Below are 22,880 nucleotides of genomic sequence, written 5' to 3' on the forward strand. Positions count from 1 at the left end.
TTTAACGGCTACCGCGCGGCGCTCGCTGTCCGACACCAATGTGCTGTATCCACACTTTAGCGGCTACCTGACCATTGCCACTGGCTTTGGTTTTTGGTGCTTTAGCTGCAGGCTTAGCTGCGGTTTTGGTTGTTTTAGCTGCTGCGGCTTTCTTTTCAGCGGCAGGCTTAGCTTTAGCCTTAGCTGAACTATAACTAGCCCCAAGTTCTGCTAACTCAGCCAGACGAATGTTTTTGTCACCATCTACGCTAAACCAGCCTGGTTTTTGCTCCAGTTTCGGGGCTTTACCAAAAGCGGCTTTATAGGCTGCAGTAAAGTCGGCAACAACCTGATCTTTATCCAATTTGGTCATATTGATCCTTAACAGACATTATTTGTGCATGTAGCTCGCTATTTATACAACATTTTGCCAGGGTAAGACAAATGTACCGGCATTTTTTGTTTGTTACAGTACAATAGTCAGTATTATCCACCATGGAATACTCGTTAAATGATAGTACGTGACCAGTTAGTTAAATTTCTCAATGATGAATTACAAGTTGATAAAATTCGCGACTACTGCCCCAACGGTTTGCAGGTTGAAGGTAAAGTTGAAATACGGCGGATTATTACGGGTGTAACGGCTAGCCAAGCTTTACTTGAGGCTGCAATTAGCGCCAACGCGGATGCAATTTTGGTGCACCATGGTTATTTTTGGAAAGATGAAGCGGCACAAATTACCGGTATTAAAAAAAAGCGACTGCAGGCATTACTAGCAAATGATATTAATTTATTGGCTTATCATTTACCGTTAGATGCACACAAAACCCTAGGTAATAATGCGCAATTAGGCGCATTACTAGGCGTCGAGGGTATTACTGCCGTTGCCGGTGTTGAACCAGCCGGCGTGTTGATGCAAGGCCAGTTTAAACAAAGCACACCGTTATTAGCGCTTAAACAGCAGTTACAACAGCTGCTAGGCCGTGACGTGTTGGTAAGTGACGCAGGTATTGGCGCCGTAACAACACTAGCTTGGTGTACTGGCGGTGGCCAAGGTTATATTGAACAGGCCGCAAGTGCTGGTGCGCAGCTATTTATTAGTGGCGAAGTATCTGAAAAAACCATTCACTTATCGCGTGAGCTGGGCATTCATTTTATTGCAGCAGGGCACCATGCTACTGAACGCTATGGTGTAAAAGCGCTAGGTGAATATATTGCTCAGCAGTTTGATGTCGACGTTGAATTTATTGATATTGATAATCCAGCATGAAACACAAAACCGATCGTAGCTTCGATGGTATCGCTGCTAAATTTCAAAAAAATATCTATAGCAGCACCAAAGGCAAGCTTCGCCAATTGGTTTTATTGCGCGACTTAGCTAGGTTAGATGTACTGCAACAGCCAAGCAAAATTTTAGATGTTGGCGCAGGGCAGGGGCAATTAGCGTTAGCCTTAGCTGGGCAAGGACACAGTGTGCATTTAACCGATATTTCGGCTGATATGTTAGCACTCGCTCAGCAACAAGCTGCTGCGTTATCTTTAACCCAAGTGAGTGTTGAGCAAATAGGGCTGGCTGATCTGGTTCGCACGCATTCACAGCGCTATCCGCTTATTTTGTGCCATGCCATGCTCGAATGGCTTGCCGAGCCTGAACTTGCTATTGCCCAGTTGAGGCAACTACTTGAACCAGGTGGGATGTTATCCTTAATGTTCTATAACAAAGATGCAAAACGTTTTGCTAATATTTTGTTTGGTAACTTTGACTATGTGGCAGCAGATTTTCAGGTGAAGAAAAAGGTGAGTTTAAACCCACAGCATCCATTAACCCCGGATGATGTATTGCGCTGGTGCCAAGCTGCGGGGTTTAAGGTAATACAAAAAACGGGTGTGCGCTGTTTTCATGACTATTTGCGCGACCGTGGCTTGCAGCACAGTCATTTTGACCAGCTACTGGCCCTAGAGCTGCAATACAACCAAATAGAACCTTACGCTTCCCTTGGTCGATATCAGCATCTAGTGCTAAAAGCAGACTAGTTAAATTCAAATTTATACAATAAGTCGACCGTATCATTTACGCCGGTTACCGCTTCTAGGTATAAGCTGCGCATTAGGCGGTAACGCAAAGTAAATTCACCCAAGGCATTAAAAATACCGTAACCATATTTTAATTGTAAATCTCGGGAGAGGTAGCCGCTCACTGTAACTTGCGAGTTATCACCGGCGCCTGCGGTGTCTAAGGTTAAGTCTCTTAAACCGAAGGCTTCGCCCAGCTCGCCAACCACCTTGCTGCTAGATGACAATGTCATGCCAATTAGGCTAGTAGTAACTGCGTTACCGGTATCACCAGAGGTACTATCAAGATCACGACCCATTAATAAATAAGCTAAAGCATTAGCTTGGGCTTTTGCCGGCTCGGAAAAAATAACTACGCTGGGTTCATCGGCCGGGCCATTCACCCGGATCCCTGCAATAACATCATCCTCCATGTTGGCAGGATTACGAATAGCTTCGATATTTAAAAATGGTTGATCAGCAGGGCCGTTAAAGCTCATTTTACCTTTACGGATCAATAAATCTTGGCCATAAGCGCGAAAGGTTCCGTCTTGTAGAACCACTTCACCATTTAACTCTAAGGCTTGTTGCGGCTGTTGTCGTACCCGTAAGTTACCTTTTAATAAGGTTTTTAAACCAAAAGCCGATAATTTAACCTTATTACCCAGTACTACATTGATATCCGTTTGAAACAGAAAAGTAGACTTTTCTTCAAATGGTAAGGGTTTTAACTGTTTATCAAGCAGTACTAAATCATCTGATATCTCTACCGCATTTTGCGGTAGGCTATCAATACTAATATTGGCTGACGGAATAGTAACGCTGCCGGTTAAACGTGTTAGTTCTGGGCTGGCATGTAGCGTAAGATCGGGTGCTACTTTTAGCCGCGCCTGTGGCACCTGTAATTGCAGCTCGTCGCCTTTTATTCTAATTACCGCCTGCCAGTCAATTAACTGCTGCCAGCTTGCGTCGCCGCTAATATTAATTTCACCATTGGGTGTTTTTACCAAACCCAATAACTGTGCTTGTTGATCGGCAAAATTTAGGCTGATTTCGGCGTCATCAACATCAATAGGGGCTTTTTTACCTTTTACTCTGATTTTACTTAAGGCTATTTCACCGTTTAATAATGGTTGTTGCAAACTGCCGGCAATGGCTAAGTTGCTAGAAAGCTGGCCGTTAAACTCGTTTAGTTCACCTAATAGCGGTTGCAATATATCTAAAGCGAATTGCTGCAATTTCACATGCCCTTGTAACTTATTGCCTGCACTTTGTAGCTCACTAACTTGAAGCTCAGCATTTAAGCTAGTGTCATCAGTAAAATTAATAGCTAATGTATTCTTTAGCACGTCTCCACTTAGCGTGCTCTGCAGTGTTAGCTGATGCCACGAAATTGCCATTGGGCTATTGAGTTGTTGGGTTAGCTTACCGCTGTTGCTACTAATATTAAGCGTTGCCTCGGGTAAATTACCTAGCTGCCAGTTAGCTGCCAGTGTTGCATCTAAGGCACCCTCAATAGAAAACTGGCTAGGCATAAAAGCGGTTAATGTTGCTAAATTAAACTGATTAACATCCAGATTAAGCTGAATGTTTTTACTATTGGCGGTTAAGTTTTTACTTAGACAAACACTACTATCTTGTTGTTGCCAGCAATGCGGCGCCATTACAAATTGTTGTTTAGGAATAGAAACCTGCATCGTTGTAGCTTGCGCTAACTGCCAAGTACCTAGCATGCTACTTAATTCTGCTTGCGTTAGCTGTCCTTGCCATTGTTGTTGATCATCGGACAACCCGCCATTCAGTGTGAGTTGGGCGTTATAGTCATTACTATTTAACGCAAAGTTCAATTGATGTTTTCGCTCACTGCCGTCGAGACTTAGGCTAATTTTGGCAATTTTTTGCTCTGCAAAAGAGGCGTTATTGGCACTGAGACTCAGTTTGGTATTAAGTTTTTTTGCATCGTCTAACCACAGCACTGAGTTTAGCGTTAACTGTTCCAAATCAAATTGTTGCCAGTGCATTTGTTTAGCAATAATTTCGCCATTAAGTCTAGGTAATGCCCTGGCGCCGGTAACAGTAAATCGGCCATCTAGGCTACCTTTAGCGTCATTTATTGATTGCTCTAATTTAGGAATATCGATCAGTACCGATAGCTGCCAGTCTTGTTGCAATTTACCGGCTATAGCCACTGAGTTATCGGCGTGATTTAGCTTCAGCTCTGGGGTATTTAATTCAATGTCTCCATTACCGCTAGTGTCGGCAACGGTCAATTTTCCATCAAGCGCCAGAGCATAATCACGTAAACGGCCATTTAAGTTAATACGTTCTAAGTTGAGTTGCCAGCTGTTGTTGTCATTAAGAGTACCTTTATAGCTTAGCTCGCCTTGTAGTTGCCCAGCATAGTCGGGCCAAAAGGTACCGGGTTGAATATTATTTAGCTTGGTTACACCTTGCCATTGCAGGTTATGTTGCCAATTTGCACTAGCGGTCGTTTGAATTTGGCCACTTAGCGTATCAATTAGTAGTTTATCAAGTGTTATGCCGTTTAAACCAACAAAACCGGTAAACTCGGTAGCCGCGCTCGGTATTTGGACGGCATTAATACTGGCACGGCCGCTAAAGTCGCTGCGTTGTAAATCACCGGCAAATGATAACTGAGTGCGTGACAAGCTAATGTCTGGCTCTGTGGCTGATAGTGGCCATTGCAGGTTGTCACTACTAATATCTAACTGATGCGGAAGCTTTGCATCGAGTAGGTTAAGGCTTGCATTTAACGTTGCACTGACGGGCCCCAATGCAGTGATATCAAGTTGCAGTGCGGCTAAATTACCGCTGGCGTTAAGCCGCAATTGTTGCTGGTTAAAGTCGCCATTAATAACAGTTAACTCAAGTTGTGTTTGCAGTGGGTAGTCTTGTGCTGTCGTAACTTTTGCACTTGCATGCAAATTTGCTTGGCTGTGATGTATATCCAGCTGCAGTATATCCAGTTGCTGCTTTTGCCATTGTAGTGACAGTGCTAGTTTACTGATATGTTGCTGCTCGGTTTGCTGCTGTATCGTAAAGTCGGTTAACTCGAAACCATCAATAAATAAACTCAGTGGTAAACTAAAGTCGGGTAAAGTAGGCGGCTGATATGCAAAAGACGTATTACCAGTATCTGTATTGCTGTTATCAGCCAAATGTAATATCACCTGTTGCCATTGTGGCTGGGTAAGCTGCAGCTTGTTGCCCCAGACGTAAATCGCGGTATTAAAGCTATGCCAGTTTAGTTGGTTACCCATAATATCTAATTGGGCATCGTTAAGTTGCAACTGGGTTATGGTTATCGGCACTGGTAACCACAGGGGTGACATGGGCACAGCGGTAACGGCTGTTTCCGGTTCAGGCTCTGTTGCAGGCATAGTAAGTTGTATGCCGTTTAGCCCAAGCTTATCGACACAAATAGCCAATTTAAAAAAACAGCCGTTATTAAACGTTAGTTCAGCTTGTTGTAAAACTAGCTCCATACCCTGTTGCTGGTAGCGCACGTTATACAGGGTGTTTCCGCCTAGTACGCTACCTTGACTACGCTCTATATTTAGGCCGTCGACAGCGGCTTCGGCTAGCCATAGGCTTAGGTGCAAGCCGGGTGGCGTATATAACATAACGCCAGTTAAGCCTAGTAAAACCAGTAATGGCAGTACTAGCGTCCAGTTCAGCCATTTTAGGCACTGCTTAGCAATGTACTTGGCGCGCTGTAACGTCATAGTTCTGGACCCAAAGAAAAATGTAGCTGAAATTTTTGCTTGTCAACAGGTTCATCAATACCCCAGGCAAAATCTAAGCGTATTGGCCCAACAGGTGAAGCCCAGCGGATCCCGGCGCCGACGCCTTGTACCCAATCTGGCTTGTCATCCCAGGCGCTGCCATAATCGGTAAAGGCCGCTAGCCACCAATCGCCAGTAATTCTGTATTGATACTCGGCGGTGCCTGTTAGCATATAACGGCCACCGGTGGTTTCGTTGTCACTATTGCGTGGGCCTACCGACTCATAACCATAGCCGCGAATACTATTATCACCACCGGCATAAAAACGTAGAGAGGGTGGTAAGTTAAGTAAGGTTTCCATTAAAATAGCACCACCATCTACGCGGGTAACAAAACGATGATTATCACTAAGGCTACCAATCCAGCCGGCACGACCGCGCAAACGAATAAAGCTAGCGTCAGAGCCCCATGCTTGATCGGATATCTCAACTTTTAGCGATAGTCTGTCAGCAGAATAGGGCATAGCACCGCCTTTTTGTCGCGTTCGGTTATAGCTGATCCCTGGCATAATAAGGCTAATGTTGTCGCTTTGGTCGGCTTGGACGAAATCTTCATATAGCCAACGCACCGATGCCGTACGATACCAATCACTGCTTAACAACCAATGCCTTTCTAGCGCTAAATTAGATTCTTTACGTGAAATACCGGTTTCACTGCGGTGGCGAAACCCCAGTTGTACTTGATAAAAATCGGTGGCGGCAGTTTGTAACGGTAACTTGTAGGCGCCTTCTATACTTTGTTCAGTTTCTGATATGGAAATATCAGAACGCAGACTATGACCCGAGCTATTTAGCCAAGGCTTTAGCCAGTTAAGCTTTAATCTAGGGCCGATATCGGTTGAATAGCCAATACCAGTTTCGATGATATTGCGTTTTTCAGGCTCTAAACTAATCGAAATCGGCAGATGGTATTGCTGTACGTTATCTGCATCACCTTCAACTAAAATAGAACTAAACCAGCCGCTAGCTGCCAGCGATTGATTTAATGTACCAAGCTTACTGGCTAAGTAATCGTCATTTTCTGCAAATGGAAGCATTGAATTTAGCCGCGAAGAATCTATTTGGCTGCCATTAAAACTGATAGCGCCAAACTTATAGCGTGGGCCAGCGTCAAAGTGTAAATGTACAAACGCCTGATTTAATTCCGGTGCCACCTCAAGCTTGGCTAGGCTAAAGTTAGCATTAAAATAACCATGGCGCAGAGCAAGGTTACGTAGCGCACTTTTAAAGCCTTCATATTGTCCGTGGTGTAGCACCTTGCCGACAACCGGTGCTTGCTCTTGCAACAACAATTGAAATTCGGGGTCGGTTACAGCATCGCCAAACAGCTTAATATCGGCTTGTGCAATCAGTACTGGCGCACCAGCTTGCACGTTAATAGTAATGGCATAAGGGTCGTCTGGGGATGGGTCGATACTGATCTGAGCCTGATAATAACCTAAGGCCTCTAACGCAATGCGCGTATCTTGTTCTAGCTCTTTATGAAAACGAAAACCGGGGCGAACATCATCTTCATGAAATTTTTTCAGATAAATATCAACGTTGTCTTTTAGAGCACCCGAGATGCCCTTAACCTGCAATTTTATCTGAGATTGAGCGCTTAGCGTAAAAGGTGCAAGTAACAGGAATAGCAGCACGGTGCTGTTCAGTAACCTGAATATCGGCATTAGTAATGTATTGTCCTGACAAAACGTGATAAGAAAAACAACGCTATTATGGCCCAAAGGCAGTGTTACTGTATACCGCTACATATAAATATGCCCTGAACGATGCCCTAATTGTAACAGCAATTTATATTGGCGCATAAATTCAGTTATACTGAGCGCACAGTCAGGTGGTTCTACCACTTTCGCACAGGGTTATTATTATGAAAAACGTTGTTATTAGTGGCTCAGGCTTATATACGCCAACAGAAATTATTACAAATGACGAGTTGGTTAATAGTTTTAATCATTATGTTGATCAATTTAATGCCGTGCACGTTGAGGCAATAGCCTGCGGCGATGTTACGGCGTTAGCCCATTCTAGTAGTGAATTTATTGAAAAAGCCTCTGGTATAAAAGCGCGGCACGTATTACACAAAGAGGGTATTTTGGATACTGCGATTATGCGCCCGATCTTTGCGCGTCGCAGTGCAGAGCAAATGCCAGAGATGGTTGAAATGGCACTTGATGCCGCTCGTGAAGCCATGGCACAGGCTAATAAAACCGCGTCCGATATTGATCTTATTATTTGCGCAGCATCAAATATGCAGCGACCTTATCCGGCACTCGCTATTGAATTACAGCAGTTACTGGGTGCGAGTGGTTATGCTTTTGATATGAATGTGGCCTGTTCTTCAGCAACTTTTGCTATCAGTAACGCGGTAAATGCCATCCGTGGTGAAACCGCCAAGGTGGTATTAGTGGTTAACCCTGAGTTTGCCTCGCCGCAGGTAAATTATCGTAGCCGCGACAGCCACTTTATTTTCGGTGATGTATGTGCCGCCACTATTATTGAGGCTGAGGACAGTTGCACTAGCGATAACGCCTGGCGTATTAATAGTATGCGTTTAAAAACGGAGTTTTCTAATAATATACGTTGTGATGTCGGTTATACCGAACATTGTCTTCCTGCTGATCCGCTAGTGCCGTTTTTTAAGCAAGAAGGCCGCAAAGTATTTAAAGAACTCTTGCCTATTGTTGCCGATGTTATTTTAAGCGAAATGGCCAGTGCGCAGGTTGCGCCTGAACAGTTAAAACGCTTATGGTTACACCAAGCTAATATCAATATGAACATTTTTGCCGTGAAAAAAATTCTCGGCCGTGATCCTTTACCAGAAGAAGCTCCGTTAGTTTTAGATACTTATGCGAATACCGCTTCTGCAGGTTCAATTATTGCATTTCACAAATATAAAACCGGTTTAGTTGCCGGCGATCACGCTATTTTGTGCTCATTTGGTGCTGGTTATTCGGTAGGCTGCTTAATGCTACAAAAATGTTGATATTCGCCAATGGCAGACTAATAAAGGCCACGCATTTGAGTGGCCTTTTAATTGACTAAACAAGACTGAGTATTTAGTAAGCTTGACTGTGTACATCGCGAACGGCACGACCAGAAGGGTCGGTCATTTGCGCCATTTTCGCATCCCAAGCTAACGCTTCTGGTGTTGAGCAAGCAACCGATTTACCGCCCGGTACACAGGCAATAGCACCGGCGTGTGGAAAGTGCTCCTCAAAAATAACCCGATAATAATAGGCTTCTTTACTATCTGGCGTGTTCACTGGAAAGCGAAAGCTCGCGGTAGCCATTTGTTGATCTGACACTTCCTTTTCGGCATGGGCTTTTAAGCTATCAATCCAGCTATAGCCTACGCCATCAGAAAATTGCTCTTTTTGCCGCCATAAAATATCGTTTGGCAGTAAGCCTTCAAACGCTTGGCGTAAAATGTGTTTCTCCATTTTACCGCCGCCACACATTTTAGCTTGTGGGTTTAAGCGCATGGCAACGTCCATAAAGGTTTTATCTAAAAATGGCACTCGGGCTTCAATACCCCAAGCCGACATCGCCTTATTCGCGCGGTTGCAGTCGAACATATGCAAGCGGTCAAGTTTACGTAGCGTTTCTTGATGAAATTCTTGCGCATTCGGCGCTTTATGAAAATACAAATAACCGCCAAATAGTTCATCAGAGCCTTCACCCGATAACACCATTTTTATACCCATGGCTTTAATCTTTCGAGCCATTAGGTACATTGGCGTAGAGGCACGAATGGTTGTAACATCATAGGTTTCTAAGAAGTAGATCACATCGCGCAGCGCATCTAGGCCTTCTTGTACCGTAAATTCAACGGTATGATGCACAGTGCCAATGGCATCGGCGACCTTTTTCGCTGCCACTAAATCTGGCGAGCCAGCTAAACCAACTGCAAACGAGTGTAAGCGCGGCCACCACGCTTCGGATTGATCGTTGTCTTCGATTCGACGTTTAGCAAACTGCTGCGCAATGGCAGAAATAAGTGATGAATCTAAGCCACCAGACAATAATACACCGTAGGGTACATCAGACATTAAGTGGCTTTTAACACTGCGTACTAAGGCCGCGTTTAGCTCGGTTAAGCTGGCTGAGTTATCTTTAACCGCGTCAAAACTTTGCCAATCGCGTTTATAATAACACTGCAATTCACCCACTTTGCTATCAAAGTAGTGCCCCGGAGGGAATTCTTTAATTTGCTTACAAACCGGCACTAGCGCTTTTAATTCTGATGCGACAAATAGTTGGCCGTGTTCGTCATAACCATAATACAACGGGATAATACCAATATGATCACGGGCTATTAGATAGCGATTTTGCTCAGCATCATACAAAATAAACGCAAACATACCCTGAAGTTGGTCAATAAATTCAGCACCATGTTCTAAATAAAGTGGCAGAATAACTTCACAGTCAGATTTGGTTTTAAAGGCATAAGCGCTCGCGAGCTCATGCTCGAGTTGCTTATGATTATAGATCTCGCCATTCACTGCCAGAATGTGATTTCGATTATTATTAATGAGGGGCTGGGCGCCATTTTCAGTATCTACAATCGCCAGACGCTCGTGTACTAAAATGGCATTGTCGTTATTCCACACACCAGACCAATCTGGACCGCGATGACGTAATAACTTGGATAACTGTAGCGCCTGCTGGCGCAACGCTTTAACATCAGTTCTGATGTCAAGCACCCCAAAAATCGAACACATGGTAACCTCTATTAATTAATTTCGAATAAATACATTATTTGGCAGTGTGCACGTCTAAACGTGTCATTTGAATGTGCCATGCTGGCGCGAAAAAGCAAGTGATTTTTACTCGTATATTGTAGCGTGATAAAATGCCGCGGTTATGGCCAGAGATGAATAAGAGAAATGAAGCAACAATGTGATAAAAATCGGTTTAGCCCACCGCCGCATTGGCAGGTTGACATTATAAATACTAATCCGATTTTTGCTGTTATAACGCAAGCGTTTGCTGAACTAAGCGCAGAAAGCTGGCCAAGTTTAGCGACGTTAAACCAATGGTTAACTAACGACTATCGCTTCGTTACCAACGATAAACTCGAAGAGGACGGACGTTACTATGAGGCGTTTATTTACGCTACCAAAATGATACCTTGCCGTGAGCAAAGCTGGCACGACTTCTTTGGCGCACTCATTTGGTGTTTATTTCCGCAGACTAAAGCACTACTTAACCAGTTACATATTGCCGAAATTAAACAGCACGGCTTAAAACAGCGCAGTAAGTTACGCAATAAACTTACGCTATTTGATGAGTGTGGGTTGATTCTTTGTTTAGAACCCAGTGCGCAGCACCATGGCGCATTATTACGCAGCCATCAATGGCAACAGAGTTTTGTGCAACAGCGCCAAGATTGGTGGCGGGGCATTACGCCGGTAATTTTTGGCCATGCCTTATATGAAATGGCCACTAAGCCTTTTATTGGTTTAACCGCCAAAGCATTATTTATAGATGTGCCTGAGGGTTTTAGCCAATGGCCATTAGCCAATAAATTTTTGTTTTTAGACTCAGCGCTGTGTAATAGCATCGCAACACAAGGACTACTGCTTGATAGTCAGCAATTAACACCTTTACCGTTATTGGGCGTGCCGACGTGGTATCCGCCAAATGAGGTTGCTGAATTTTATACTAATACCAACTATTTTCGGCCCAAAACCAAGGCCGTGATGCCTTAAACCAAGCCGGTTAATGTAGTTTGGCGTAGTTGTTAGCCTGATTAAAAAGCCGTGTATATCCGTAAAAACCGCGCAAAGCGTGGTAAGCCATGTTTAGTTAGCCCGTTATAACGGTAAGTAATGGTGCTGCCAATAGCGGGTGGGTTTTTGCGTAAGGCATCGGTTAGGCCGCTACCGATAGCAAATTCTTGACCTGCGGCGTTTTTAACCAGCAATGCACCAACCATACCTTGATATTTGCCCTTGCCGGGCCGATAGCCAATTACCGTCGCTTCGGTATCAAGATAGCTTTTTAATTTTAGTAAATCGGTTGTTCTACCGGTTTTATATAATGCATCTTGATGATGCAGCATTAAGCCTTCTGCGCCTATGTTTTCCAGTTCTGCTAGCTTTTTAATCAGTTGTTCTTTATCGGCGACACGAAATTGCGGGATAACGTGCAAGTAAGCGCTATTTTGCTCGGCGACAATAGCCTGAAGTTGACTTAAGCGCTCGGTAAAGCTGCCTGCACCGTTGGGTAACTCAAAGACGTAATAACCCAGTTTTTGCCATTCACTATCAACTGGACTGTTTTTACTTATGCTACTTAAGGTATCAGCAAAGCGTTGCTGACCAAGCCATAGTTCACCGTCTAGTGCCGTGTTTGGGAAGTGGGCAGTAAACCACGTTGGTGCGGCAATAATATGGCCGCCGCGTGAAATTAACTGTTTGCCATCCCAATAAGCCCGAACACCATCCAGCTTTTCACTTACCCAATATTGGCGCACATCAAAGGTGTCGTTATATACCTCGGCTAGTATTAAATCGGGTTTAGTGGCGGCAGCTAAACTAAAGCTACCTAGTAATAAAACTAAAAGTAACAATTTGTTCATTACCTTTGCCCTGTTGCTAAAAATAAAAAGTATAGTAACCACGGCTTTTAATACAACCTAGTGCAATAAAAGCCAAAATACGCTAAGTCATGATGCGCCAGACTGTTTATATTTTGTTACAGCTTTCTTTTGTTTAGCTATTGTTTGTGTTTATAGGCTGGCTGATAATCGAGCCTAGTTAATGTAAAGGATTATCTAATGATTGAAGTAAAACAATTGGCTAAAGCGTTTGCGCTTAGTAAAAATAACAAATTATCAGATACTGAAAAACAAGATATTCGTTACAGTAAAGAGGCGTTTCATTCGGTACGTGAAGTCAGCTTTAACTGTGGCGATGGTGAAGTTCTAGGCTTGTTAGGCCCCAATGGTGCCGGTAAAACCACAACCTTACGTATGTTATCTACCGCGTTAAAACCTGATGCCGGCTCGGTGTTGTTAAATGGCGTTGACGTATTAAAACACCCGGTAAAGGCGCGGCAACAAATTGGCTTTTTATCGGCTGATACCGGCTTATACGGCAAGTTAACCGCGCTTGAAAATATCGCCTATTTTGGTCGTTTACATGGCATGAAAGAGCAAGCATTAAAACAACGTATCGATGAGCTATTTACCCTACTTAATATGCATGATTTTGCCAATCGCCGCGCGGACAATATGTCGACCGGTATGAAGCAAAAAACCGCGATTGCCCGTGCAGTTGTGCATAAGCCAAGAGTGGTTATTTTAGATGAGCCTACAACCGGTTTGGATATTATGACAGTGCAAACCGTGCTCGATTTTATCAAGGGCCTAAAGCAGGTGGGTACGCCGGTTATTTTTTCAACGCACCACCTAGATGAAGTGGCGTCATTATGTGATCGGGTAGTAGTGATTGATAAAGGCATCAGTGCTTTTAATGGTGATATTGCTGAGTTTACCGCGTTATCGCCAAATAGAGATTTACGCGAAGCCTTTTTATCGGTGTTACAGCCGGTAGCGCAAACGACAATAAAAACAGAGCAGGGAGTCGCTTAATATGTGGCAAGTTTATTTTAAAGAGCTGACAGAGCTTATGCGCGATAAAAAAACGCTGATCTTTGTTATTTTATTACCCATATTTATCTTTCCGGTTATTTTCGGTGTGATGGGCTTAGTGCTTTCTAGCACTACTAATAAAGCGATGAACGCAGAGCATCGTTATGTGATAGTTAATGCAGAACAAGCGCCAGAATTTACTGAGGCATTGTTTTATCATAAAAACTTCAAGAAAGTAGACAGTGATCTGGTTGAGCAAGACGCCCTAGCGCAAGCAATTCGTGACGATAAGTTCGATGTCGCTATCGTTATCCCTGCCGATTTTGCCAGTAAACGCCAGCATGTCGAGCAAGCAACCTGGCAAATAATTTATAACCAGTCATCACAGTTTGACTTTATGTATCGCTATTTCAACGAGTTATTAACTGACTACAACGAAAAACTACAACGGGAAAGCTTAACCAAACTAAACGTCGATCCCGTTAAGTTAGCCGCTATTATTAAACCGGTAGCCATTGAAAAACAAGATACTGCGGCCAAGCGAGAAAACATTGGTGAAAAGTTTGGCGCGCTAATCGCTTACATTCTTATCCCTTTATGTTTATTAGGAGCCTCGTATCCTGCCATTGATATGGGCGCTGGTGAAAAAGAGCGTGGCACCTTAGAAACCTTGCTTATTTGTCCTATTAGCCGCGTTAGTATTGTGTTAGGTAAGTTTTTTACCGTATTAACCACTGGCTTAGCCGGTGCGCTGATTACCGTTGCCAGCTTTGGTATTTGGGGCGCGATTATTGGCTCTTTAGCCGGCATGTCAGTAGTAGAAGAGGCAATGTCAGCAATTTCAATTACCGAGCTTGTGCTTATTTTCTCGTTGTTACTGCCTATTTCTGCGGTGTTTGCGGCAATTTTATTAGCCATTTCAATATATGCGCGCACGTTTAAAGAAGCACAAAATTATATTAGCCCACTCACCATTATTATGTTTGTGCCGCTTGTTGCCGCGATGATGCCAGGAATTGAGCTCAATGCAAAAACGGCACTAATACCCATTATGAACGTAGCGCTAGCCATTAAAGAGCTGATTAAAGGCACTGCAGATTACTGGATGCTAGCGCTTATATTTGGCTCAACCATTGCGCTGGCCGGTATCGCTATTGGTTTTTGTGTGCATTGGTTTCAGCAAGAAAAAGTGTTATTTCGCTAAGTACGACACGTTAGCAATAAACAACAACGCAGGCTTTTGCTGGCGTTGTTGTTTACGACGCATTTCAGTTTGCAAACACTATTGATAATAGTTCTTAATAGTATTAAAATGCCGGCGTATTGTTATTGGAGCGCTGTTATGTACGTCTGCCTATGTAAAGCTGTTACTGATAAAGCCATTAAACAAAAGGTGGCTGAAGGTGTATCGACCATGCGTGAGCTAAAAATGTGCACCGGTTTAGGTAGCCAATGTGGCAAATGCACCTGTCAAGCCCAGCAAATACTAAATTGCGAATTAGCACAAATATCTGCTACTCATTTTGCGTTGGCCAAACCCGCTGCTTAATTTGCATTAATATTCAAATTTATAGAATTTTAATTCGCAATATATTCTCTTCTAATACTATTCTGGTCATAATGTTGGCACTAGCCTAGGCCTACCTAGGTACTTATTAACGCATTAATGAGCGCAGATATGGATAAAATTAAACAGGTCGCTATTGTTGGCGGTGTGCATGGTAACGAATTCTCTGGTATTTATTTAGTTAAACAATATCAGGCTGCGCCTGCAGCCGCGGCTAGGCCAAGCTTTAATACTGAGCTGGTGTGGGCTAACCCAGAGGCTTTTCGTGCTAATAAACGTTATTTACATAGCGATTTAAACCGGCAGTTTAAGCTGGTTGATCTGGCCAATACGGCGCTAAGCAATTATGAACAAAGCCGCGCTAAAGTACTTAACGCGCAACTTGGCCCTAAGGGGCGGGCTAAAACTGATTTACTGATTGATTTACATAACACCACTAGCAATATGGGCGCCTGTTTAATTTTAACCCAAGCCGGTACTTTTTATAATCAGTTAGCCGCCTATGTAAAAATGGTTATGCCAGAGGCAATTATATCGCGTGACGAAGACCATATTGCCGCGCAAGACCATGCGCTTATGTGCACGCTTGGCCGTTATGGTGTGTTGGTAGAAGTAGGGCCGCAGTCACAGTCAGTGCTGCGTCACGACATATTAGAGTTAATGCACACTATGACGCAGCATATTCTTGATTTTGTTGAGTTGTACAACAACGGTAACTTACCGGCACTGCCTAAACATACTGAAGCCTTTCGCTATTTACACAGCATTAAGCTGCCAATGAACGAGCAGGGTGAGCGCATAGGTATGGTGCATAAAAATATTCAAGACAATGACTATCAACCAATTAACCCAGGCGATGCGATTTTTACTCTGTTTGATGGCACAGAAATTTATTACAACGGTGATGTAACGGTATACCCAACCTTTATTAATGAAGCGGCGTACTACGATAATAATTTAGCGATGTCATTAAACGAAAAAGTATTAATTACACTTGAGTAACATTTTCTAACTATTTGTGTTTTGCAGTTACGTTTTATGGCAACTAGAATACTAAATCTAAACAACCTAGGCGGGCAAAAGTGTGCCACTAACACTGCGTAATGTTTTTCTCGTTATTAGTTTAAACCTATTGGGCTGCAATGCTTTGCAATCTGCCGAGCCGCTGCGCCTGCTAACTGAGTATAATCCGCCGGCGGAAATTATTGATGAGCAAGGTAACGTAAACGGCGTTACCGTAAAGCTTATTCGTATATTGCAACAGCGGTTAAACCAGCCGGCAAGTATTGAGCTTATGCCTTGGAGTCGGGCGTTAAACATTGCTAAAGAAGCAAAAAATGTTGGCTTGTTTGAAACGGTTTATACCGAAAAACGAGCCGCATTATTTAAATGGGTTGGCCCACTGCGTATTAATAGTATTTCGCTGTACGGGGTCGAAACACGCTTAGGTAATGACGTTACACAACTGGTGTTTCCGGGCAAACTTATCGCCTGTAGCTATCGTGATTCAGCAACATCAGAAGAGATTATGCAATTAGGTTTTGTTGAAGGGAAAAATTTAGTACTAACTACGCGCTCAGGCGATTGCTTAGAGATGCTAGTTTTAGGGCGAGTTGATCTTATTGCCATAACCGAAGGCTCGGTCTCTAAATTCTTACCAAGGTTAGCGTCAACCTCAGAAAACTTAATTAAAGTTCACACCTTATCGGAACGCCGGCGTTATTTAGCGTTTTCAAAAGATATACCGGATGAAACCGTAGCACTGTGGCAAGCCGCATTAGAGCAAAGCTATCTTGACGGCACCATGCGTAAATTGTATCAACCGGTATATGGCGAAGACATTATTCGCCGATTAGAGCAATTTGCTGAACAAAAACATCGGATAGAACGTACTGCTACGCCAAGCATAAATTGGCATTACTAACCCAGATTGTCGGCAATGAAAGCCCATGCGGTTATAACGTATCGTATTTGGCTTTCTTCTCAATTAACTCAATAGCATAGTTATCCGGATCACGAACAAACGCAATATTGGTTGCCCCCCCTTTAACCGGGCCTGGCTCACGGCTAATTACGCCACCTTTAGCGCGAATTTTATCGCAAGCTTCATATATATTGTCTACTTCAAGCGCAATATGGCCAAATGCCGTACCAAGATCGTAGTTATCTACGCCCCAGTTGTAGGTCAGTTCTAACACTGCCGTGTCATGCTCTTCGCCATAACCGACAAAAGCCAGTGTGTATTTGTATTCAGCGTTTTCAGACTGACGCAACAGTTTCATGCCTAATATTTCGGTGTAAAACGCGATAGACTTATCTAAATCGCCAACACGTAGCATGGTATGTAACATTCTCATAAAAACCTCTATTCAGTTTTGGCGTTAAACCAGCAAATAATTGTCTTACACATTATATGTACTGCGCTATTTGTAATACCGCCACCGTCATGCGGCCTATTATGTTAACACACAATCGCATGTAAAAAGGGCGGCAAGTACTAAAAGCAAATAGCGGGTTTAATTTTTATACTGAAAAACAATACTGCAGCTTTATTCAGGTGTCACAGTTGCTCTTGCCAGATTAAAATGTACACTCTAACAATTCAGTCAAGCCGCCATCGTTTCGCGACGGGATTTTAGGTAAGCATACTCATTAGTGTCGTTTATACCTATCTTATACAAGGAATTTAGTTATGAAAAAACTTACCTTTTCAATACTGGTGCTAACCTTAGTTTTATCTTTTACTGCAACTGCAAAAGGTAGTTTTTCGCTTAAAAATACGGTAACTATTTAAAGATATCTAGTCAGTTTTGTCTTTAAACTCGCACAGATCTTCGATGATACAACTGCCGCAACGCGGTTTGCGGGCGACGCAAGTGTAGCGGCCATGCAAAATTAACCAATGATGCAAGTTGTACATAAACTCGGTTTTGTTCGGGGTATTTTTAATGATGCTTTGCTCGGTTTCTTCAACTGTTTTGCCTTTGGCATAGCCCGTGCGGTTGGCGACGCGCTGGATGTGGGTATCAACCGCGATAAAGTATTTACCTTCATTATCTTTTAGCCAACCAAATGCAGTATTAAGCACCACGTTTGCGGTTTTTCGGCCAACACCGGGTAGCGCTTCTAGGGCTGCTCGGTTTTCAGGAACTTGGCCTTGGTGTAGATCAACCAGCATGCGGCAGGTTTTTATGGTGTTTTCAGCTTTGGTATTAAATAAGCCAATGGTTTTTATATAGTGTTTAACGCCGTCTACACCTAAATCTAACATCGCTTGCGGTGTGCGGGCGACAGCGAATAGATGCTTAGTGGCTTTGTTTACGCCAACATCGGTGGCTTGTGCTGACAATAGCACTGCAATAAGGAGTTCAAACGGTGAGCTGTATTCAAGTTCGGTAGTCGGGTTTGGATTAGCCGCGCGCAGGCGGCTTAGTATTTCAATACGTTTTTGTTTGTTCATATTTACTTTAACCGCATTATTGTGCTGCGCCAGTGACTCTAGCGCGTGCAATGCTACCTTTGGCAACAGCCTCTTTTTGTTTGAGTTTACTATCAATGGTATTTTTAAGCGCAATAATTAGCCCCATACCTAAGAAGGCACCTGGTGGTAACATCGCTAGTAAAAAATGGCTGTCGACGCTAAATAGTTCAATACGCAGCACTTTCGCCCAGCTGCCTAGTAGTAAATCGGCACCATCAAACAGCGTGCCTTGGCCGAGTATCTCACGTGCTGCACCAAGCACCGTTAGCACTAACATAAAGCCTAAACCCATCATAATGGCATCAATGGCTGAGGGGAGTACCGCATTTTTTGACGCAAAGGCTTCAGCGCGGCCAATAATGGCGCAGTTGGTAACAATTAATGGAATAAAAATACCCAAAGATTGATACAAGCCAAAGGTGTAAGCATTCATCAGTAACTGCACTACGGTAACTAAGCTGGCAATAATAAGCACAAATACCGGAATGCGAATTTCGCTGGCAACATGGTTGCGCACCATAGATACCGCAACGTTAGAGCCAAGTAGCACCAATAAGGTTGCCGCACCAAGGCCAAGCGCATTGGTTATGGTAGCAGTAACGGCTAACAGTGGGCATAAACCCAGTAGCTGCACCAGCCCAGGGTTGTTTTTCCACAGCCCTTGAATGGCTAATTCTTTAAACTGACTCATAGCGTTACCTTATTGCTTTGGGCAATTAGCGGGTTGGGTTGCCAGCTCTGGGTGTTGCTGAATAAATAGCGTGGCTTTTCGCACCGCATTTATTACTGCTCGTGGTGTAATAGTGGCACCTGTGAACTGGTCAAAATCACCACCGTCTTTACGCACTGCCCATTTACTGGCGTTATTATCGGTTACGGTTTTATCGTTAAAACTAAAAATCCACGGCGAGCGGCGCGCTTCTATTTTGTCGCCAAGCCCGGGGGTTTCTTGATGATTTAATATTCGCGTGCCTAGTATAGTACCCTCTGGTGTAACGGCGACGATAAGATCGATATTGCCGCTATAACCATCAGGTGCTGTGGTTTCAATAAGATAAGCGGCGAGCTGGCCATCTTTGCGCCAACGATATAACGCTTGCGGGCTCGAGCGGCCTAGTAAGGCTTGATCGGTTACTTGAATGCAGTCTTGCAATAAGGCTTGATTAGCTTCTACGCTGGGCAGAACTTCGGATAAAATGGCTATTTTACTGGCTTGACGTTGTTGTTCAATCCGCGGCTCGGTTTGAATATGTACTAGGCTAAGAATAGCAACACATAATACCGCGACAACGCCAAGCGCCAGTGCATTTTTGCTGATTGCTCTAATCATTTAGTCTGGCTCCGAGCGCGATGGCCATAGGTTCTTGGTCTGGTGTAGTGATCAATTAGCGGCACCGCCATATTAGCGAGCAAAATAGCAAAGGCATAGGCATCGGGGTAGCCACCGAAATTACGAATTAAAAATACCAGTAAGCCAATTAATGCGCCATAGACTAAGCGGCCTGTCGCTGTGGTTGCCGCAGATACCGGGTCGGTAGCAATAAAAAATGCTGCCAACATAGTGCCACCGCTAAATAGGTGAAATAATGGGCCAGCTAAGGTGTCGGGTGCGGCTAAAGCCGCAATAGCTGATAAGACAAACAGGCTAGCGAGTACGGCAACGGGAATACGCCAGCTAATAACCTGCTGTTTAATTAACACTAAACCGCCGGCTAAATAAGCCAAGTTAACCCATAGCCAACCACTGCCAGCAAAGGCAAAAAATACCGGGCTTTGCCAGCTTTCATCTAGCGTTAGGCCTCGGCTTAAATCGGTGCGTAAGGTATCAAGAGGCGTCGCCATAGTGATGCCATCTACGCTAGTTTGTAGTTGCGCTAGGCTAAAACCGCTGCAACTAAACTGAGTAAATACACTGCATATCGCGTCTAATGGCGTTAGCGTAACACTGTGTAATGAAAGCGGCGGTAGCCATTGTGTCATCTGCACCGGAAATGAGATAAGTAGCAACACATAGGCAGCCATCGCAGGGTTAAATAAATTATTACCCAACCCACCGTAGAGTTGTTTTACCATAATAATGGCAAAGGCTGTACCAATAACAATAATCCACCATGGCGCGTAAGGCGGAATGGCAATAGCAAGTAAAACGGCCGTCAGCATAGCGCTATTGTCTTTAAGCCTAGGCAATACAGGTTTATTGCGTAGCCGTAACACAAAAGCTTCGCTAAACCATGCCGTGATAATCGCTAGCAGTAATTGTATTAACACCCCATAACCAAATAATGCCGCTTGCACGGCGATACCGGGTAGACAGGCCATGATAACCATAAGCATAATTTGCGACGTGCTTTTTTGGTTATGTTGGTGCGGCGAACTAGCTATTTTAAAACTCATAAGGTGTCATCGTCCGCTTGTTTACGCGCTTTAACCCGAGCAATAGCCGCGGCAATAGCGGCCTTGCGTGGATCTGGCTCTGTATTTTGACTACTTACTTCAGTAGAAGGTGATACCGGAGCCTCTTGTGTCACTGTGCGCTCGGCTGTCACGGAATTTTGTTGTTTGGCTTTAGCCCGAGCAATAGCTGCGGCAATGGCAGCTTTGCGCGGGTCAAGCTCAGCCGTACTGTTGTCGGTTGCACTGGTTTGTTGCTGCTTGTTTTTTGCTCTGGCGATAGCAGCGGCAATAGCGGCTTTGCGCGCATCAGCAGGCTCTGCTTGGGTTTCTGGCGTTGTTTTTTCTACCTCGGGTGCGGCTGTTTCTGCTAGGGCTTTTTGTTGTTGATACTCACGCGCCTGTTGCTTTTTTTGCTCCCGCTCAGCATGTAGCTGTGCGGAGCTAGTGTCGCTATTGTCGGCTACGGCTGCCTGCGCTTGTTTGGCTTTAATGCGAGCTAATGCTTCGGCTACGGTATTATTGGCACCACTTGCCAGCTGTTGCTGTTGGCGTGTGGCCGCCAGTTGCTGATTTCGTGCTAAGCGTTCTTGTTTCTCATGTTCAAGCCTTGCGTTACGAGCTTCAAAACGTGCTTTGGCTTGTTCTGCTTTTACCGCTTCGCGTTGTTGTTCGCGAATATCGGCTTTGGCAACGCGATAATACTGCACTAGCGGAATTTCGCTGGGACAAACATAAGCACAAGCACCACACTCAATACAGTCGGCAAGGTTATATTCGTTTAACTTGTCGCTATCTTTGGCTTTGCTGTACCACAGCAACTGTTGGGGTAACAAGCTGGCAGGGCAGGCATCGGCGCAAGCGCTGCAACGTATACAGTCCATTTCAACTGTCGCCGCCGGCAGCTCTTCAGCGGTTGGCGCGAGAATACAGTTCGTGGTTTTTACTACAGGTACATTTAAATCTGACAGGGTAAAGCCCATCATGGGGCCACCCATAATTACGCGTTGCATTGGTTCGGGTTGAAAGCCGCATAATTGCAATAGGCTAGATACCGGAGTACCTAATAAGGCGATCACGTTTTGTGGTTGGTTAAGTGTATTGCCGGTAACGGTAACCACGCGTGATATTAGCGGGTGATCGTCCAGTACGGCTTTAGCAATAGCAAAGGCGGTACCTACGTTATGCATAACGATACCAATATCGAGCGGCCGTCGGCCATTTGGTACTTCTTTATTAGTAAGTAGCTGAATAAGTTGTTTTTCACCGCCAGAGGGATACTTAACTGGTACAGCCCGGACATAGTAGTTTTCACGCTGGCTGCAAGCGGCCATCATTGCAGCACAAGCAATAGCCTTATCGTCTTCAATACCAATGAGCACGGCTTTGGGGTTAAGCAGATGGCAAAGAATATCAATACCTTTGACGATAGTGGTTGCCGCCTCCTGCATTAATAAATCATCAGCAGTAATATAAGGCTCGCACTCTACAGCGTTAATAATCAGATAATCAATCGGTTGTGACGCACCAGATTTTAAGTGCGTAGGAAAGCCTGCGCCACCCATGCCAGCGATGCCGCTATTTTGGATCCGTGTTAATAATTGCGCTTTGTCACAACTGGCAAAGTTTAATGGTTCGCGCTCACGCCATTGGTCTAAACCATCTGGCGCTAAGATGAGTGTAAGCTCGGGCAGTGCTGATGGATGCGCGCCGGTATGCGGAGCTATCTGTACCACTGTGCCTGACGTTGGTGCATGCACTGGCACTACCATCGAGTTGTCTGCACTGGTTAGCTGCTGGCCTTTTAATACGCGTTCACCTGCACGTACAAGTAACTGTCCGGCCACGCCAATATGCTGACGCAATGGAATATACAAACGATCAGGCAGCGGCATAACCGCAATCGGTTTTTGGTTACTTAGCTGTTTGCGTGTGGGCGGATGAATGCCTCCGTGAAAATCCCAGAGCACACCCGCTTGAATTTGTTTAAATAAACTGGGCATGGTT

Annotated in this window: 20 protein-coding genes; 9 read left to right on the forward strand and 11 right to left on the reverse strand. The window is 44.3% G+C overall.

All coding sequences use genetic code 11. The features are described 5' to 3' along the window. Position 1: 1 nt before the first annotated feature. Entirely contained in the window at positions 2–352 is a 351-nt protein-coding gene (locus E0Z06_RS06210) for a hypothetical protein (RefSeq protein WP_132582907.1), read from the reverse strand. 138 nt (positions 353–490) lie between these two features. On the opposite strand from E0Z06_RS06210, the gene E0Z06_RS06215 reads away from it, so the two are divergent. Together E0Z06_RS06215 and E0Z06_RS06220 are read left to right on the forward strand one after the other, a co-directional pair. Further along, positions 491–1,249: a Nif3-like dinuclear metal center hexameric protein gene (locus tag E0Z06_RS06215; protein WP_132582909.1), complete on the forward strand. Its 759-nt coding sequence runs from the start codon at positions 491–493 to the stop codon at positions 1,247–1,249. Continuing rightward, positions 1,246–2,013 (forward strand): methyltransferase, encoded by a 768-nt coding sequence (locus E0Z06_RS06220; RefSeq protein WP_132582911.1) that lies wholly within the window; start codon positions 1,246–1,248, stop codon positions 2,011–2,013. Before E0Z06_RS06215 ends, E0Z06_RS06220 begins: the two co-directional genes overlap by 4 nt. Here the strand turns inward: E0Z06_RS06220 and E0Z06_RS06225 are convergent. After that, positions 2,010–5,777, reverse strand: a complete 3,768-nt coding sequence (locus tag E0Z06_RS06225) for a translocation/assembly module TamB domain-containing protein (protein ID WP_132582913.1) — start codon at positions 5,775–5,777, stop codon at positions 2,010–2,012. The two genes, E0Z06_RS06220 and E0Z06_RS06225, sit on opposite strands and share 4 nt — an antisense overlap. After that, complete coding sequence (locus tag E0Z06_RS06230; RefSeq protein WP_207903152.1) at positions 5,774–7,504, reverse strand: autotransporter assembly complex family protein; 1,731 nt, start codon at positions 7,502–7,504, stop codon at positions 5,774–5,776. Before E0Z06_RS06230 ends, E0Z06_RS06225 begins: the two co-directional genes overlap by 4 nt. Before the next feature lie 200 nt (positions 7,505–7,704). Between E0Z06_RS06230 and E0Z06_RS06235 the strand changes: the two genes are divergently transcribed. Then, positions 7,705–8,820 carry a beta-ketoacyl-ACP synthase III gene (locus tag E0Z06_RS06235; protein ID WP_132582915.1) on the forward strand — a complete coding sequence of 372 codons (1,116 nt, stop codon included), beginning with the start codon at positions 7,705–7,707 and terminating at the stop codon, positions 8,818–8,820. A gap of 73 nt (positions 8,821–8,893) precedes the next feature. On the opposite strand, the gene asnB is transcribed toward E0Z06_RS06235, so the two are convergent. Then, positions 8,894–10,558 carry an asparagine synthase B gene (gene asnB / locus E0Z06_RS06240; protein WP_132582917.1) on the reverse strand — a complete coding sequence of 555 codons (1,665 nt, stop codon included), beginning with the start codon at positions 10,556–10,558 and terminating at the stop codon, positions 8,894–8,896. 165 nt (positions 10,559–10,723) lie between these two features. Here asnB and E0Z06_RS06245 point away from each other — a divergent pair, with 165 nt between their 5' ends. Further along, positions 10,724–11,548, forward strand: coding sequence for a DUF3025 domain-containing protein (locus E0Z06_RS06245; protein WP_132582919.1), 825 nt, complete (start codon positions 10,724–10,726; stop codon positions 11,546–11,548). A gap of 41 nt (positions 11,549–11,589) precedes the next feature. Here the strand turns inward: E0Z06_RS06245 and E0Z06_RS06250 are convergent, their stop codons facing one another. Further along, on the reverse strand, positions 11,590–12,420 hold the full coding sequence (locus E0Z06_RS06250; protein ID WP_132582921.1) for a DNA ligase: 831 nt from the start codon (positions 12,418–12,420) through the stop codon (positions 11,590–11,592). Between the two features lie 198 nt (positions 12,421–12,618). On the opposite strand from E0Z06_RS06250, the gene E0Z06_RS06255 reads away from it, so the two are divergent. The 5 genes from E0Z06_RS06255 to E0Z06_RS06275 all read left to right on the forward strand — a co-directional run bounded on the left by E0Z06_RS06255 (position 12,619) and on the right by E0Z06_RS06275 (position 16,925). Next, positions 12,619–13,434: an ATP-binding cassette domain-containing protein gene (locus E0Z06_RS06255; protein WP_132582923.1), complete on the forward strand. Its 816-nt coding sequence runs from the start codon at positions 12,619–12,621 to the stop codon at positions 13,432–13,434. A gap of 1 nt (position 13,435) precedes the next feature. Beyond that, complete coding sequence (locus E0Z06_RS06260) at positions 13,436–14,638, forward strand: ABC transporter permease (protein ID WP_132582925.1); 1,203 nt, start codon at positions 13,436–13,438, stop codon at positions 14,636–14,638. A gap of 138 nt (positions 14,639–14,776) precedes the next feature. Beyond that, positions 14,777–14,983 (forward strand): bacterioferritin-associated ferredoxin, encoded by a 207-nt coding sequence (locus E0Z06_RS06265; RefSeq protein WP_132582927.1) that lies wholly within the window; start codon positions 14,777–14,779, stop codon positions 14,981–14,983. Between the two features lie 129 nt (positions 14,984–15,112). After that, positions 15,113–16,003 carry an aspartoacylase gene (locus E0Z06_RS06270; RefSeq protein WP_132582929.1) on the forward strand — a complete coding sequence of 297 codons (891 nt, stop codon included), beginning with the start codon at positions 15,113–15,115 and terminating at the stop codon, positions 16,001–16,003. 82 nt (positions 16,004–16,085) lie between these two features. Beyond that, entirely contained in the window at positions 16,086–16,925 is an 840-nt protein-coding gene (locus E0Z06_RS06275; protein ID WP_132582931.1) for a transporter substrate-binding domain-containing protein, read from the forward strand. A 31-nt stretch (positions 16,926–16,956) separates the two neighbouring features. On the opposite strand, the gene gloA is transcribed toward E0Z06_RS06275, so the two are convergent. The 6 genes from gloA to rsxC form a co-directional block, all read right to left on the reverse strand. Further along, positions 16,957–17,358, reverse strand: coding sequence for a lactoylglutathione lyase (gloA, locus tag E0Z06_RS06280; protein ID WP_132582933.1), 402 nt, complete (start codon positions 17,356–17,358; stop codon positions 16,957–16,959). A 443-nt stretch (positions 17,359–17,801) separates the two neighbouring features. Then, positions 17,802–18,461 (reverse strand): endonuclease III, encoded by a 660-nt coding sequence (gene nth, locus E0Z06_RS06285; RefSeq protein WP_132582935.1) that lies wholly within the window; start codon positions 18,459–18,461, stop codon positions 17,802–17,804. Positions 18,462–18,477: 16 nt separating this feature from the next. After that, entirely contained in the window at positions 18,478–19,173 is a 696-nt protein-coding gene (locus E0Z06_RS06290; RefSeq protein ID WP_132582937.1) for an electron transport complex subunit E, read from the reverse strand. A gap of 9 nt (positions 19,174–19,182) precedes the next feature. Further along, complete coding sequence (rsxG, locus tag E0Z06_RS06295) at positions 19,183–19,812, reverse strand: electron transport complex subunit RsxG (protein WP_132582939.1); 630 nt, start codon at positions 19,810–19,812, stop codon at positions 19,183–19,185. Beyond that, on the reverse strand, positions 19,809–20,876 hold the full coding sequence (rsxD, locus tag E0Z06_RS06300; protein WP_132582941.1) for an electron transport complex subunit RsxD: 1,068 nt from the start codon (positions 20,874–20,876) through the stop codon (positions 19,809–19,811). The genes rsxG and rsxD overlap by 4 nt, the downstream gene beginning before the upstream one ends. Next, positions 20,873–22,876, reverse strand: coding sequence for an electron transport complex subunit RsxC (gene rsxC, locus E0Z06_RS06305; protein ID WP_132582943.1), 2,004 nt, complete (start codon positions 22,874–22,876; stop codon positions 20,873–20,875). The genes rsxD and rsxC overlap by 4 nt, the downstream gene beginning before the upstream one ends. Between the last annotated feature and the right edge of the window lie 4 nt (positions 22,877–22,880).

It is taken from the genome of Rheinheimera sp. D18 (genome assembly GCF_004345025.1).
GTDB lineage: Bacteria > Pseudomonadota > Gammaproteobacteria > Enterobacterales > Alteromonadaceae > Alishewanella > Alishewanella metallidurans.

What these genes read in the sequence shown, in the direction of transcription:
- E0Z06_RS06210 (WP_132582907.1), bottom strand. Translation starts at nt 352, where the DNA reads ATGACCAAATTGGATAAAGATCAGGTTGTTGCCGACTTTACTGCAGCC.
- E0Z06_RS06215 (WP_132582909.1), top strand. Translation starts at nt 491, where the DNA reads ATGATAGTACGTGACCAGTTAGTTAAATTTCTCAATGATGAATTACAA.
- E0Z06_RS06220 (WP_132582911.1), top strand. Translation starts at nt 1,246, where the DNA reads ATGAAACACAAAACCGATCGTAGCTTCGATGGTATCGCTGCTAAATTT.
- E0Z06_RS06225 (WP_132582913.1), bottom strand. Translation starts at nt 5,777, where the DNA reads ATGACGTTACAGCGCGCCAAGTACATTGCTAAGCAGTGCCTAAAATGG.
- E0Z06_RS06230 (WP_207903152.1), bottom strand. Translation starts at nt 7,504, where the DNA reads ATGCCGATATTCAGGTTACTGAACAGCACCGTGCTGCTATTCCTGTTA.
- E0Z06_RS06235 (WP_132582915.1), top strand. Translation starts at nt 7,705, where the DNA reads ATGAAAAACGTTGTTATTAGTGGCTCAGGCTTATATACGCCAACAGAA.
- asnB (WP_132582917.1), bottom strand. Translation starts at nt 10,558, where the DNA reads ATGTGTTCGATTTTTGGGGTGCTTGACATCAGAACTGATGTTAAAGCG.
- E0Z06_RS06245 (WP_132582919.1), top strand. Translation starts at nt 10,724, where the DNA reads ATGAAGCAACAATGTGATAAAAATCGGTTTAGCCCACCGCCGCATTGG.
- E0Z06_RS06250 (WP_132582921.1), bottom strand. Translation starts at nt 12,420, where the DNA reads ATGAACAAATTGTTACTTTTAGTTTTATTACTAGGTAGCTTTAGTTTA.
- E0Z06_RS06255 (WP_132582923.1), top strand. Translation starts at nt 12,619, where the DNA reads ATGATTGAAGTAAAACAATTGGCTAAAGCGTTTGCGCTTAGTAAAAAT.
- E0Z06_RS06260 (WP_132582925.1), top strand. Translation starts at nt 13,436, where the DNA reads ATGTGGCAAGTTTATTTTAAAGAGCTGACAGAGCTTATGCGCGATAAA.
- E0Z06_RS06265 (WP_132582927.1), top strand. Translation starts at nt 14,777, where the DNA reads ATGTACGTCTGCCTATGTAAAGCTGTTACTGATAAAGCCATTAAACAA.
- E0Z06_RS06270 (WP_132582929.1), top strand. Translation starts at nt 15,113, where the DNA reads ATGGATAAAATTAAACAGGTCGCTATTGTTGGCGGTGTGCATGGTAAC.
- gloA (WP_132582933.1), bottom strand. Translation starts at nt 17,358, where the DNA reads ATGAGAATGTTACATACCATGCTACGTGTTGGCGATTTAGATAAGTCT.
- nth (WP_132582935.1), bottom strand. Translation starts at nt 18,461, where the DNA reads ATGAACAAACAAAAACGTATTGAAATACTAAGCCGCCTGCGCGCGGCT.
- E0Z06_RS06290 (WP_132582937.1), bottom strand. Translation starts at nt 19,173, where the DNA reads ATGAGTCAGTTTAAAGAATTAGCCATTCAAGGGCTGTGGAAAAACAAC.
- rsxG (WP_132582939.1), bottom strand. Translation starts at nt 19,812, where the DNA reads ATGATTAGAGCAATCAGCAAAAATGCACTGGCGCTTGGCGTTGTCGCG.
- rsxD (WP_132582941.1), bottom strand. Translation starts at nt 20,876, where the DNA reads ATGAGTTTTAAAATAGCTAGTTCGCCGCACCAACATAACCAAAAAAGC.
- rsxC (WP_132582943.1), bottom strand. Translation starts at nt 22,876, where the DNA reads ATGCCCAGTTTATTTAAACAAATTCAAGCGGGTGTGCTCTGGGATTTT.